This is a genomic window from Streptomyces sp. I05A-00742, assembly GCF_013055795.1.
GTDB lineage: Bacteria > Actinomycetota > Actinomycetes > Streptomycetales > Streptomycetaceae > Streptomyces.
In genome coordinates this window covers 72,158-85,585 of sequence record NZ_JABETO010000017.1, presented here as the reverse complement: position 1 = coordinate 85,585, position 13,428 = coordinate 72,158, and the positions used below count along the sequence as shown (strand labels likewise).

The 13,428-nt window shown below is 70.4% G+C and carries 9 protein-coding genes; 3 read left to right on the top strand and 6 right to left on the bottom strand.

Annotated elements, in window-relative coordinates:
* Nucleotides 1-2 precede the first annotated feature (2 nt).
* The gene (locus HN013_RS18020) at nt 3-734 is read right to left on the bottom strand and encodes an MBL fold metallo-hydrolase (RefSeq protein WP_171167367.1); all 732 of its coding nucleotides are present in this window, start codon (nt 732-734) and stop codon (nt 3-5) included.
* Nucleotides 735-937: 203 nt separating this feature from the next.
* Nucleotides 938-1,534 (bottom strand): sigma-70 family RNA polymerase sigma factor, encoded by a 597-nt coding sequence (locus tag HN013_RS18015; RefSeq protein WP_171167365.1) that lies wholly within the window; start codon nt 1,532-1,534, stop codon nt 938-940.
* Between the two features lie 61 nt (nt 1,535-1,595).
* Here HN013_RS18015 and HN013_RS33085 point away from each other — a divergent pair, with 61 nt between their 5' ends.
* Nucleotides 1,596-1,772 (top strand): zf-HC2 domain-containing protein, encoded by a 177-nt coding sequence (locus HN013_RS33085; RefSeq protein WP_171167363.1) that lies wholly within the window; start codon nt 1,596-1,598, stop codon nt 1,770-1,772.
* 310 nt (nt 1,773-2,082) lie between these two features.
* Here the strand turns inward: HN013_RS33085 and HN013_RS18005 are convergent, their stop codons facing one another.
* A complete protein-coding gene (locus HN013_RS18005) occupies nt 2,083-2,895 on the bottom strand; it encodes a PE-PGRS family protein (RefSeq protein WP_249375110.1) in 813 nt (270 codons plus the stop codon).
* A 463-nt stretch (nt 2,896-3,358) separates the two neighbouring features.
* Between HN013_RS18005 and aceE the strand changes: the two genes are divergently transcribed.
* Nucleotides 3,359-6,019, top strand: coding sequence for a pyruvate dehydrogenase (acetyl-transferring), homodimeric type (aceE, locus tag HN013_RS18000; protein ID WP_171167361.1), 2,661 nt, complete (start codon nt 3,359-3,361; stop codon nt 6,017-6,019).
* Between the two features lie 4 nt (nt 6,020-6,023).
* Here the strand turns inward: aceE and HN013_RS17995 are convergent, their stop codons facing one another.
* The gene (locus HN013_RS17995; RefSeq protein ID WP_171167359.1) at nt 6,024-6,299 is read right to left on the bottom strand and encodes a holin; all 276 of its coding nucleotides are present in this window, start codon (nt 6,297-6,299) and stop codon (nt 6,024-6,026) included.
* A 183-nt stretch (nt 6,300-6,482) separates the two neighbouring features.
* Between HN013_RS17995 and HN013_RS17990 the strand changes: the two genes are divergently transcribed.
* On the top strand, nt 6,483-8,006 hold the full coding sequence (locus HN013_RS17990) for an aldehyde dehydrogenase family protein (RefSeq protein WP_171167357.1): 1,524 nt from the start codon (nt 6,483-6,485) through the stop codon (nt 8,004-8,006).
* Nucleotides 8,007-8,874: 868 nt separating this feature from the next.
* Here the strand turns inward: HN013_RS17990 and HN013_RS17985 are convergent.
* Together HN013_RS17985 and HN013_RS32395 are read right to left on the bottom strand one after the other, a co-directional pair.
* A complete protein-coding gene (locus HN013_RS17985) occupies nt 8,875-9,228 on the bottom strand; it encodes a hypothetical protein (RefSeq protein ID WP_171167356.1) in 354 nt (117 codons plus the stop codon).
* Nucleotides 9,218-13,246, bottom strand: a complete 4,029-nt coding sequence (locus HN013_RS32395; protein ID WP_212764487.1) for a polymorphic toxin-type HINT domain-containing protein — start codon at nt 13,244-13,246, stop codon at nt 9,218-9,220. Before HN013_RS32395 ends, HN013_RS17985 begins: the two co-directional genes overlap by 11 nt.
* Nucleotides 13,247-13,428: the final 182 nt, after the last annotated feature.

Sequence of the window (13,428 nt, the reverse complement as noted above, 5' to 3'; positions counted from 1 at the left end):
GCTCACGGCCCGCCCGCCCGTTCCCGGGACCGTTCGAACCGCTCCTCGTACGCCGTCGCGAGGTCGAGCAGTGCCCGGCCGCAGTCGCCGGTGTACGAGGGGCCGTGCATCAGGCCCAGCGCGGACGGCCGGAGACCGGCGAGCCGGCGGATGGTCGGGGCGGTGGCGGCCGTCAGACAGGTGGCCCCGAAGGCGTCCTCGGCGGCCAGGGCCGGGGAGACGATGTCCCGCTCCGTCAGGGCGGGAGCGTCGCCCAGGCCGGTGAAGAGGTCACCGCAGAGCAGGGTCCCGGTGGTCTCCTCGTACAGCAGCCCGGCGTCCCAGCCGTGCGGGACGTGCGGGGTCTCCAGCCGGCGGACCCGTCTGCCGCCCAGGTCGAGCACCTCGCCGTCGCGCAGGGGCCGCGGCGTGCGGTCCGCCATGTCGTTGACCGACACCAGGCACCCCATGGTGCCGTGGGCGACCTCCGCCCGGGGCGCGGCGGCAAGCCAGGAGTTCAGGGATCCGCATTCGTCGGCCTCGACGTGCCCGAAGGTGATCCAGCGGAGGCGGTCCACCGGGACAACGCGGGCGACGGCCTCCGACACCGGGGGGAACAGCGCGCGCAGCCCGCAGTGGAAGAGCAGCGGGTCCTCGGCGTCGACCAGGAACTGGTTGAACAGGAGTCCGGCCTCGTCCACGTAGGTGGAGAGCCGGTAGATGTCCGGCGCGATCTCCGTGACCCGGGTTTCCACCGGCCACCGCCTCCCTGCCGTCCGCGGACCGGTTGTCGCGCCCAGTCTGCGACCGGTGGACGGCGGAGGCGCGGCGGCCCACCGGGGCGCGGCGCGAAGTCGGCCCGTCCGGCGGCCTTCCCGTCCAAGCTCACGCCGACGGGCCGGACGGGGAACCGCCGCCCCGGAACAGTCCGGGGCGGCGGTCCACGGGACCGGACCGGTCAGCAGCCGGCCCCCGCACCGGCCAGTACGGGCACCCCCGCCACTCCCTCCCGCTCCGCCGTCTCCAGCTGCCCGATCAGCGCCTCCCGCGCCCGCGCCACGCGCGAGCGCACGGTGCCGATCGGGCAGCCGGCGACGAGCGCGGCTTCCGCGTACGGCAGGCCGAGCATCTGGGTCAGGACGAAGGCCTCGCGGCGCTCGTAGGGCAGCCGGTCGAGCAGTTGTGACAGGGCGACGCCCTCGTCGAAGCCGGGCAGCACGGCGGACTGGGTGCGTTCCGCCGCCGACTGCCAGTCGTCCGTGTCCGACAGCCGGGGCCGCGCCGCGAGGAAGCGGAGCCGGTCGACGACCGTGCGGCGGGCGATCGACAGCAGCCAGGTGCGGGCGGAGGACCGCCCTTCGAAGCGCGGCAGGGAGCGCAGGGCGCGCAGGTACGTCTCCTGCACCAGGTCGTCGGCGCCCTGCGGGTCGTTGCTCAGCCGGGCCACGTACCGGCGGACGTCCAGCTGCGTGGCGCGGATGAAGCGTTCCACCGCGTCGGCGTCACCGCCGCGGGCGGCGAGCGCCCAGGCGGTCACCGTCTCGTCGTCACGCACGGCGGCCTCCCGCGCGGGGGCCGGTGGCTCCGGGCGTACCGGTGCCGGGGACGATGGCGGGGTGCACTGCAGCGACGTACGTACCGCCCTGTCCGCCCGCATCGACGGCGAGGCACCGCCGCCCGGGGTCTCCGGCCCGGCGCTGGAGACGCATGTGCGGGGCTGCGCCGACTGTCACCGGTGGGACCAGCGGGCCCGCCGGCTGAAGGTGCTGGCGGCACGGCTCGGCGTCGGCTGAACGGAGTGCGGTCGGCGTGGCGTCGGCTGAACGGGGGGAGGTCGGCTCGGCCTCGGCTGAACGGGGAGAGGTCGGCTCGGCCTCGGCTGAACGGGGAGTCGGCGCGGCGGCCGAGGGCGGGACGTGCCGGCGCGGCACGTCCTGATGGCGGGCAGGGGTCATTGCCCGGGGTCCTTCCTGGAATCCGGGCCTCCGGCCGCGGGGCGGCGGACGGCCCGGGAACGTTGTCACGGCCTGTCCGGTGGCCGCCGGCGGAAGCACCCCGACGGGTCCGCGCGGTGCGACCGGGCGGACGGGGGTGGTCAGGGGTTCAGCAGCCGACGGCGTGGACGGCCGGTGGACCCCTGGTGATCAGGGCGTACGCGTACAGCATCCGGCGCAGCCGCTGCGCGGCGCGGGCCAGTCCCGCGCGGATCCGCGGGGGCCTGGGGCCGGGGGCCGGGTCGTGGAAGAGGAGGAGCAGCGGGGCGAAGAGCCGGGCGCCGACGGCTCGTCCGAGCCGGAAGGCGGCCTGTTCGCCGCCGGACAGCCAGAGGCCGCAGACGAGGGCGACGAGGAGGTGGGCGGACCACATGCCGACGGGGCCGTGGACACCGTGCATGCCCATCATGTCCATGTGCGCGCCGCCCATGGACATCCCGTCCATGGACATCCCGCCCATCGACGTCCCGTCCGGGGAGGCTCCGCCCATGGGCATGTCGCCCGGGGACATCCCGCCCATCGGCATGCCGTCCGACGGGCCGCCCGTGCCGTGGCCGGCGGTCGTCGCCGGGACGGCTCCGCACGTCAGCCGCGTCAGCAGGCCGGTCCCCGGTGACGCGCCGGTGCCGTGGGCCGCGGCGTCCCCTGCCAGGGAGACGTTCTGCGACAGCGTGAAGAAGAAGTGCAGGGCCGTCTGCGCGCCCACGGTGGCGAGCGTGATCAGCAGCGGCCCGCGCTCGCGCCCCGCGAGGAACCAGGCGCAGCCGCCCGTGCCGGACAGCGCGGCGAGTATCGCCCACCACGGGACGTCGGTCCCGGACATGAGCGCGTGCCCCAGCGCGGCGAGCAGCACACAGACCGCCGCGAACATCGCGGCCCGCAGTGCGCGCGGTGCCTGCCCCGCCTGCTGTGCTGCACTCATGACGTGCACATCGTTGCACCCGCGCCGCGTGGCGCGACGGCGGGGTGCGCATGTTCGCGCGTACGGCCCCCTCCCCTTTCGGGGCACGGCTCCGCCCCGTACCGTCCGCCCGGCGGTACGGGGCGGCGGGCCGCCGGCTCGGGGGGAAGACCGGCAGTCCGGTCCCGTCGCGCCAATGGGACTCGCACGCTCAGTGTGGGGCGGCGGGCCGGCGGGCGGGAGCGTGTGCGGGGGCCGGGTTGGGGTGCGCCGGTCGCACCCCGTGTGAAAGGGGCGCTTCCGCTTTTCTGTCCCTCCTGCCCTCCTCGTCCTCAAAAAATGATCGATCATCGATCATTACTCGCGAGTAACCATTGACCTCGTCGACATCGGCCACCTAGCGTCGATGTCGGAATTTCCATTCCACTCATCGGAACACCCACCCGGCAACAACGCACCGGGGAATGTGAAGGGGGGATCACCCATGTCCCAACTCGACCAGCTGCCCGACCAGGACCCCACCGAGGTCGCCGAGTGGCTGGAGTCCCTGGACTCCGCCGGCCGGACCGGAGGGCCGCACCGGACCGCGCACCTGCTGCGCCGGATGACCGAGCACGCCGGCCGGACGGGAGTGGACCTCCCCCCGCTCCTGGAGACCCCGTACGTCAACACCGTCCCCACCGCCGAGGAGCCCGCCCACCCCGGCGACGAGGACATGGAGCGCCGCATCACCGCCTGGAACCGGTGGAACGCGGCGGCCATGGTGACCCGCGGCAACCAGCGCGCCGGGCTCGGCGGCCACATGGCGACCTACGCCTCGGCCGCCTGGCTCTACGAGACGGGCTTCCAGCACTTCTTCCGGGGCAAGGAGGCCGACGGCAGCGGTGACCAGCTCTACTTCCAGGGCCACGCCTCCCCCGGCGTCTACGCCCGGGCCTTCCTGGAGGGCCGGATCAGCGAGGACCGGCTCGACCGCTTCCGCCAGGAGGCGGGCGGCGACGGCCTGCCGTCCTACCCGCACCCGCGCCGGCTGCCCTGGTTCTGGGAGTTCCCCACGGTGTCGATGGGGCTGGGCCCGCTCTCCGCGATCTACCAGGCGCGCTTCAACCGCTACCTGGAGCACCGCGGCATCAAGGACACCTCGCGTTCCCGGGTGTGGGCCTTCCTCGGCGACGGCGAGATGGACGAGCCGGAGTCGACAGCCGCCCTCGCCCTCGCCGCCCGCGAGCGCCTGGACAACCTCACCTTCGTCATCAACTGCAACCTCCAGCGCCTCGACGGGCCCGTCCGCCCCAACTTCAAGATCGTGCAGGAGCTGGAGGCACAGTTCCGGGCGGCGGGCTGGAACGTGGTCAAGTCCCTGTGGGGCACCGCGTGGGACGGCATCCTCGCCCGGGACACGACGGGCGCCCTCGTCCGCAGGCTGCGTGAGGTCCCGGACGCCCAGTTCCAGACCTACGCCGCCCGGGACGCCGGCTACGTCCGCGACCACTTCTTCGGCGCCGTCCCGGAGCTGCGCGCGCTCGGCGCCGGGCTCGGTGACGCGGAGGTGCTGGAGCTGTTCCGCTCGTCCCGCGCGGGGCACGAGCCGCGCAAGGTCTACGCCGCCTACCGGGCCGCCGTCGAGCACCGGGGGGCGCCGACCGTCGTCCTCGTCCAGACGGTCAAGGGGCACACGCTCGGCCCCGGCTTCGAGTCCAGGAACGCCAACCACCAGATGAAGAAGCTGTCGGGCAAGGAGTTCCGCGCCCTGCGGGACCTGCTCGACCTGCCCATCCCCGACCGGGCGCTCGACGACGAGCTGGTGCCGTACGCCCACCCCGGCGAGGACTCCCCCGAGGTCCGGTACCTGCGCGAGCGCCGCGCGGCCCTCGGCGGCCCGGTCCCGGCCCGCAGGACGGCCCCCGCGCCGCTGCCGGAGCCGGGCCCCAAGCCCTTCGCGGCCCTGGCCAAGGGTTCGGGCAACCAGGAGATCGCCACCACCATGGCGTTCATCCGCCTGGTGAAGGACCTGATGAAGGAGGAGACGGGCAGGCGCTGGGTCCCGGTCGTCCCGGACGAGGCCCGCACCTTCGGCATGGAGTCCCTGTTCCCCTCGGCGGGCCTCTACTCGCCGTCCGGGCAGACCTACGACCCCGTGGACCGCGACCAGCTCCTCTACTACAAGGAGGCGAGGGACGGCCAGATCCTCAACGAGGGCATCACCGAGGCCGGTTCACTGGCCTCCTTCACCGCTGCCGCGACCTCGTACGCGACGCACGGCGAGCCCATGATCCCGTTCTACATCTTCTACTCGATGTTCGGCTGGCAGCGCACGGCCGATCAGTTCTGGGCGCTGGCCGATCAGTTGGGGCGCGGTTTCATCATCGGAGCGACCGCCGGACGCACCACGATGACCGGCGAAGGCCTCCAGCACGCCGACGGCCACTCCCACCTGATCGCCTCCACCAACCCCGCGGCGATCAGCTACGACCCCGCGTTCGCGTACGAGGTGGCGGTGATCGTCCGCGACGGCCTGCGGCGGATGTTCGGCCCGGCGGCCGAGGACGTCTTCTACTACCTCACCGTCTACAACGAGCCCAAGGTCCAGCCGCCGATGCCGCCCGGGGTGGAGGAAGGGATCCTCAAGGGCCTCTACCGCTACCGCGAGGCCACCGGCCTCCCCGCCGACGCCCCCCGGCTGCAGCTCCTCTCCTCCGGCACGGCCGTCCACTGGGCCCTGGAGGCCCAGCGGCTGCTCGCCGACGACTGGGGCGTCGCCGCCGACGTCTGGTCCGCGCCGTCCTGGACCGAGCTCCGCCGCGACGCCCTGGACTGCGACGCGGCCCGGCTCCGGGGCGAGGAGCGGGTCCCGTACGTCACCCGCGCCCTGCACGGCGCCCCGGGACCGGTGCTGGCGGTCAGCGACTGGATGCGAGCGGTTCCCGACCAGATCGCCCCCTGGGTCGAGCAGGACTGGACGTCGCTCGGTACGGACGGCTTCGGCCTCTCCGACACCCGGGAGGCGGCCCGCCGGCACTTCGGCGTCGACCCGCGGTCGATCGCGGTGGCGGCGCTCGGCGCGCTGGCGCGCCGGGGTGACGTCAAGCCGGAGACGGTCCGCGAGGCCGCCGCACGCTACGGTCGGGACGGCTCCGCCGGCTGATCCGTCACGACTTGGCCGGCCGCTCCGTCTTCGCCTTCGGGGTCGTCCCCTTGCGCCGGTTCCGGCTGGGCAGCCACGCCGCGCTGTCCTTGTCCCCGACGTAGCGGCCGAGGGCGCCCTTGATCACCGAGAGGCCGGCGGGGATCGCCGCGATGGCGGCGGCCCTGAGGGCGGAGATGTCGGTCAGGTCGAACCCGTCGGTGATGAGGAGGCCGAGGAAGGTGGTGAGGTAGGCGGCGATGGTGCGCTCGGCTATGTCGGCGAGCACCTTCTTGTTCATGGGCTGGGTCCGTCCGTTCCGTTCGGTTCCATGCGTTGCGCGTCAGGGCGGCGCGCGTACCGCGCACCACCCTGCTGATGTGTACACCACACGAACGGGGCCTACCGCAAGCGGCACGTGGGTAGCGATCCGGCGTCGCCGCCCGCGACAGTGCGGGCGGCCGTGCTCAAGGAGGTTGGCCGCATGCCCCGTTACGCGTCCCCCGGCTCCCCCGACGCGATCGTCTCGTACCGCCCGCGCTACGACCACTGGATCGGCGGCGCCTACGAGGCCCCCGTCAGAGGCGGCTACTTCGAGAACCCGACCCCGGTGAACGGACAGCCCTTCACCGAGATCGCCCGCGGCACCGCGGAGGACGTCGAGCGTGCCCTGGACGCCGCCCACGCCGCGGCCCCCGCCTGGGGCCGCACCGCCCCGGCCGACCGCGCGGCGGTCCTGCTCCGGATCGCCGACCGCATGGAGGAGCACCTCGAAGCGCTCGCCGTCGCCGAGTCCTGGGAGAACGGCAAGCCCGTCCGCGAGACCCTGGCCGCCGACATACCGCTGGCCATCGACCACTTCCGCTACTTCGCGGGCGCGTTACGCGCCCAGGAGGGCAGCCTGTCCGAGCTCGACGAGGACACCGTCGCCTACCACTTCCACGAGCCGCTCGGCGTCGTCGCCCAGATCATCCCGTGGAACTTCCCCCTCCTGATGGCCGCCTGGAAACTCGCCCCGGCACTCGCCGCCGGCAACGCGGTCGTCCTCAAACCGGCCGAGCAGACCCCCGCCTCGATCCACGTCTGGCTGGACCTCGTCGCCGACCTCCTCCCCCCGGGCGTGCTGAACATCGTCAACGGCTTCGGCGTGGAAGCCGGCAAGCCCCTCGCCTCCAGCCCCCGCGTTGCCAAGATCGCCTTCACCGGCGAGACCACCACCGGCCGCCTGATCATGCAGTACGCCTCCGAGAACCTCCGCCCGGTGGCCCTCGAACTCGGCGGCAAGAGCCCCAACATCTTCTTCGACGACGTCTCCGCCGCCGACGACGACTTCCTCGACAAGGCCCTCGAAGGCTTCACCATGTTCGCCCTCAACCAGGGCGAGGTCTGCACCTGCCCCTCCCGCGCCCTCATCCAGCGCGGCCACTACGCCGACTTCCTCGCCGCCGGCATCGCCCGCACCGAGGCGATCCTCCCGGGCCACCCCCTCGACACCGACACCATGATCGGCGCCCAGGCGTCCAACGACCAACTGGAGAAGATCCTCTCCTACTTCGACATCGGCAAGCAGGAAGGCGCCCGCCTCCTCACCGGCGGCCACCGCACCGACCCCGGCGGCGACCTCAAGGGCGGCTACTACGTCGAGCCCACCATCTTCGAGGGCACCAACCGCATGCGCATCTTTCAGGAGGAGATCTTCGGCCCCGTCGTCGCCGTCACCCCCTTCACCGACTTCGACGACGCCATCGCCCTCGCCAACGACACCCTCTACGGCCTCGGCGCCGGCGTCTGGACCCGCGACGGCTCCACCGCCTACCGCACCGGCCGCGCCCTCCAGGCCGGCCGCGTCTGGACCAACTGCTACCACCAGTACCCGGCCCACGCCGCTTTCGGCGGCTACAAGCAGTCGGGCATCGGGCGGGAGGGCCACAGGATGATGCTGGACCACTACCAGCAGACGAAGAATCTTCTTTGTTCCTACAGCCCGAAGAAGCTTGGGTTCTTCTAGAGCTCCAAGTCGGTTGCCTGGAGGCTTCGTTGAGCTCCAGGCAACCCGACACCGGAGTCACCTTCCGTGGCAAATTCGACACCTTACGCCATTGTGCGAAGTCGCGACTTTCGTTCGATATCGGCGTCCGCTACCGACTCCGAGTTCGGCATCGACTGCTCTACCGGCGACGCGTCCTGCGCATCGCGGTTCTCCGAAGCACCGGATTCGCCCGCTGACCCACTCGTCTGCCAATGAACCCGATCGATCGAGGCCAGCCGGCGTTTCCACTGCACGTCGAAGCGATGCGCAAGAGTACCCCGGGACGCTCTGAGCTGGCTTATGAGGACTTGACGCCTGCGGCGCCTCAAACAATGCTCGCTGAGCGGACACCGAAGGGGCACGGGAATGGAAGTGAAAGCCTCACGCATCCCCGGCCAGCTAAGGATGTGGCCGCGGTGTGCTCGTTGAGACGGTCGATGCCACCGTGCTCGCTACTCGCACGAGAGCATCGCGCCGACGTTGACCGTAGCCGCACAACTCAATGGTCACCATGCGCCAGCCTGACGCGACCACTATCAGCCCTCTACTCAAGTGCCGTTTCACTGGCCGACACTGCGTCCGCCGGACTTCGGAAGATCTGAGCGCCATGCCCGAGCCGCTTCATCCCGACCGCCAGCGCCTCACGCATTCCGCCGCTTCCAGGCGACGAAGTTCGCATACCGGCCCGCAGGGCCCGACCTCGACCGACTGGGCACCCGGACCTCTGTGGCCGAAGTCCGCTGACGAGCCGTCAGTGTTACCGTCAAACGACCGGAAGCTCCACCGAACTGCGTCGGTGGAGCTTCCAGAATCGATGCAACGACCCTACAAGAGGGCCAGAATCGTGCTACTCCAGATCACCGAGAGTCCCCTGCGGTCCCTCCGCCACGATTGCGCGGAAAGCGTCGACCATGGCCGCCACTCCGCCCTTGGGCACGATCACGAGATCAGAACACTGGAAGAAAGCTCCACCGCCATACTCGCCGGTTTCCCTCCATCGATTCATCACCGTTTCGATCGCACCGAGAGTCATGAAACTTGCACTCCACCGGCTGCCGTCAGGGAGCCGCAACTCGGCATCAACGTCCTCTACCGTTTCCGCCTGGTCATCAGCACCGAGCATGAAGAGCGCAGTGAACTCAGGTTCCCTGACGACATGATAGATGTCGTCTTCTACGGGTTCGACGTGATCACTTTCCATAAATCTGCTTCAATCTCGCTATCACCTTGGGCTCGTTGCCTTTGTCCGCCTTGCCGACGATTTGTACGCCGCCGTCAATATTCCGGAAGAATAGCCGCCCACCGTTTCGGCCTCGCGCGTACGTCACATCTGTGCCAGTCAGCGCTTTACCCCCTCTCCCCGGATTCATGTTTCCGCGGGAAAGCTGCTCAAACAGGTGGTCCAAGTCTCTTTGTACATCCTGATTCTTCCCTGCCTGCTCCGCTGCTTTCGTCAGGAGCGAATCCTGGCCGATAGCAGATGACATCACAATGCATGCGCTGGAGTTATGCACCAGGACAGGCGTTTCATCTGCCAGCACATAGTACGTGTGGATGGTGTCGACGGTGAGGTTGTAGGTGCGTGCGTGGCGGTCGTAGGCGTGGTTGGCCTTGACTTGGGCGGTGGTNACATAGTACGTGTGGATGGTGTCGACGGTGAGGTTGTAGGTGCGTGCGTGGCGGTCGTAGGCGTGGTTGGCCTTGACTTGGGCGGTGGTGCCGTCGCTGGTGCGGAGTGTGGTGCCGGGGGTGAGTTCGCGGGCGGGGAGCCAGCGGTGTTTGTCCGGTACCCAGAAGGGGTGTTCGTGTGTGGCGGTGAGCTTTGCCGGACCGTTGGGGGTTGCGATCGTCAGCTCGTTGAAATGTCTGTCGCTGTCGGTGACGATCGTGCGGGTGACCTGGCGGGGCGCGGTTCGGCCGGTGAGTGGGTCGGTTGCGAAGACCTGGTCACCTGTCTTGATGTCTTCGATGTTGCGGGTGGTGCGGTTGCCCATGAGGACTTTGGTGCCGGCCAGGAAGCACTTGCAGTCGGCCCCGGGGAGGTGTCGTGACCTGCCTGCAGATTTTTCGAGCTCCTTTTCGACCTCCTTCCTACCCCACTTGCCGTAGACCCACTTTCCGCCCTTGGCGGCCCACTTTGCGCCTTTTCCGCCCGGGCCCGGGATGAGTTCCAAGCAGCTGAGAGACATTCCGTCGGCGTGGAAGCACTCCGACCCGCCCTTCAGTGGCGTGATCGAGGCAATCGCGCCGGGGATGCCCGTCCAGCACCTGGGGTCCCACGAGGGGCTGCACTTCTTCTTCTGACCGCTGGCCTGTTCCTCGACGTTTTTGTATTGGAGGAGTTTGTTGGCCAGCTCTGAGGAGGCGCCGGCGATCTTGTCCTGGGCTTCCCTCATGGCCTTTTCCGCGGCCTTCAGGTCGCGGACACGGACCTTGATCTTGGTGACGGCGTCCTTGGCCGCGGCGGCGTCCTGCCCGGCCTGTGCGGCGGACTGGCGGGCGTCCGCGGCGGCGGCGTAGGCCGTGTCGGCCGAGTCGTGAGCCCACCGGGCCGATACGTCTGCCCTTGCGGCGTAGATCTCCGCGGCTTCGGCGTCGGCTGCCGCCGCTTGTGCTGCTTGGCTGGCGGCTCGTGCGGATTTTGCGGCCTCGGCGGCCGAGGCTTCGGCGGCCTTGGCGTACTGGCGTGCCTGGCCCGCGAAGGTGTTGGCCTGGCCGGCGTATTCCTTGGCCTGCTTGGCGGCGGCGTCCGCTTCCGTGCTGGCCTTTGCGGCCGTGGCCGCGACGACTGCGGCGTGGGCCGCGTTCTCCTGGGCGAGGGCCGCGGTCTGTGCGGCGCCCGCGATGAGCTGCTGCACGGTGGCGACGTGGGTGGCCGTGAGGTGGTCCAGGCGGGCGGCGGAGTACTGGCCGGTCTCGATGAACTGGTGCAGCAGTTCCGGCGGACTCTCGAGAGCGGCCTTGGCGGCTGCCTTGACCTCGGGTCCGCCGGTGTGGATGAGCTGGGCCGCGCTGGTGCGTTCGTCGGCTTCGCGGGCGATGTGCTGGGTGCGGTTGAGGAATTCGCGGAGCTTGTCGGCGGAGCTGTCCAGCAGCGCGTCCTGGCCGGCCTTCTTCAGCTCCGGGCCCGCGGTGTGCACGATCTGCGCCACGCGCAGGCGGTAGTCACCCAGAGCGGCCTCGTGCTGACCGCTGCGCAGGAACTCGGCTATCTGCTTCGCGTCGCCCTTGAGTGCTTCCTTGGCCGCCTTGCGAACGGATTCCAGCCCGCTGTCCTCGGCGAGGTGCTGGACATCGGCGCGCTCGTCCTCCTGCCGCGCCTCCTGCCGCCCGGTCCGCAGGTACTCCACCACGTCCTCGTCGGAACCGGCGAGGGCGAGCTTGGCAGCGGCCTGGCTCCAGGGGCCCGAGGTCTTCAGCGAACGCAAGGCGACCTTGCGGCCCCTGGCCGCGGCGTCCTTGACGTCGACGCCGGGCTTGGCCGCTTCGACGGCGAGGCGGTCGGCCTCCTCGTCAAGCTCCTTGCGCTCCTTGTCGGCGCGCTCCACTTCGGCCTGGCGTCGCTCTCCCTCAATCCTGAGGATCCGGGCCTGCTCGACCCTGGCCGCGGTGCGGGACTTGAGCTCCTCGGCCTCGACCTTACGGGCGACCTCCTGCACCTTGCGCGCGGTCTTCACCGCGTCAAGCGCGGCGTTGGCCGCCTTCTTGGCCTCCGCCGCATGGAGGGCCGATTGTTTGGCGGCGGTGGATGCCTGCCCGGCGTGCTTGGCGGCTTCCTCCGCCGCTTTGCCGGCGTTGCGGGCGTGCGTGGCCGCCGAGTCCGCAGCCTTCGCCGCCTCGTCCGCTGCCGCTGCCGACTCACGGGCCAGCGCCTGCGACTGCTGGGCCGCACGGGCGGATTCGTCCGCGCGGTTTCGGGCGGTCGCCGCCCACTGCCGAGCCTGGGCCGCCTCTGCGTCGGCCGTTCCGGCAAGACCGCCGGCCCGGTCCGCCTCACCTGCCGCCACCTGCGCGTTGGCGCTGGCACTCGCGGCCGCGCCCGCGGCCTTCTCGGCGGCCTTCGAAGCAACACCCACCTGCTTGGCCGCGTCCCTGGCCAGGTCGGCCGCTTCCGCGGCCGCGTACGCGTTTTCGGCTGCCTTGCGCGCGTCGCCCGCCCGGCCCGCGTCCTTCGCCGCGTTGGCGGCGGCGTTACGCGCACGCGCCGCGGCCTCGGCGGCACCGGCAGCAGCAGCGGCAGCGTTCGCCGCAGCCGTTGACGCCATCCGCGCCGCATAGTTGGCCGCCTGCGCCGCACCAATGGCCTCCTGGGCAGCCGTGGCGGCGCCCTGCGCAGCGGTCGCGGCCTGCCGGGCCGAACGTGCCGCCCGGGCCGTATCCTTACCCGCAGCCTCGGTCTCCTCGGCGGCCTTCTTAGCCTGCTGCTTGGCCAGATCGGATGCCTTCACGGCCCGTTCGGAAGCCCGCTCCGCGGCCTCGGTCTGGCTCTTGGCCACCTGACCGGCTTCCTTCGCCCGCTGCGCGAGCTGGGCCACACTGGCCCGCTCCTGATCACGCATGGCGGCGACGTGCTGGCCCACGGCGAGGAACTCACGGACGTCCTCGGGCGATCCCTTCAGCGCGACCTGTGCGGCCTCCTTCGTAGCAGGGCCACCGGTTCCCAGGATCTGGACCAAGCGGAGCCGTTCATCGGCCTCACGCGCGATGAACTGCTTGTCCTCCAAGAACACGGCCATGTCATCGGCCGTCCCCAGAAGCGCCTTCTGACCAGCCTCCTTGAGCGAAGGACCACCCTCATTGACCGCCTGCGCGACCAGGATGCGCTGATCGGCCTCGAAGGGGGTCTGCCACCCCTCCGTGAGAAACTTCGTTACCTCCTCGTCCGATCCTTCGACCAGCACCTTCTGAGCGGCCTCACGCAACGTCGGCCCGCCCATGTTGTAAACCTGGGCCGTCGCGACGCGGTCATCCCCCAGCTGGGCGAGTTTCTTCTCGTGGTTGAGGAAGTGGCGCACATCCTCATCGGAACCGAGCAGCGCCGCCTCAGCCGCTGCCTTGACCCCCGGCCCTCCCGTCAACCACCGCTCGACCACGATGCCGCGGTCGGTATCCCACAGCGCGTCAGAGAGGTCGTAACCATTCGGATTCCCTTCCTCCGCACCCCTGGCCGGATTGGTGCCGAGCAACCCGGTAAGGAGTGCCAACGGTAACAAGGCCATGCACAGCAGGCGTATGACGAACGCCGGAGCGCCCCTCATCCCCTTCAAACAAGGTCTGTATCTCACGAAATACCTTCATGAATTAGTTGAGGTGGCTGACATCCAGTCAGCGGGCCTCGGAATCCTAGCCGGGGGACCACTCGGCACCGTATCTGGCGGTGAAATCAAGCCAACTTCCTACC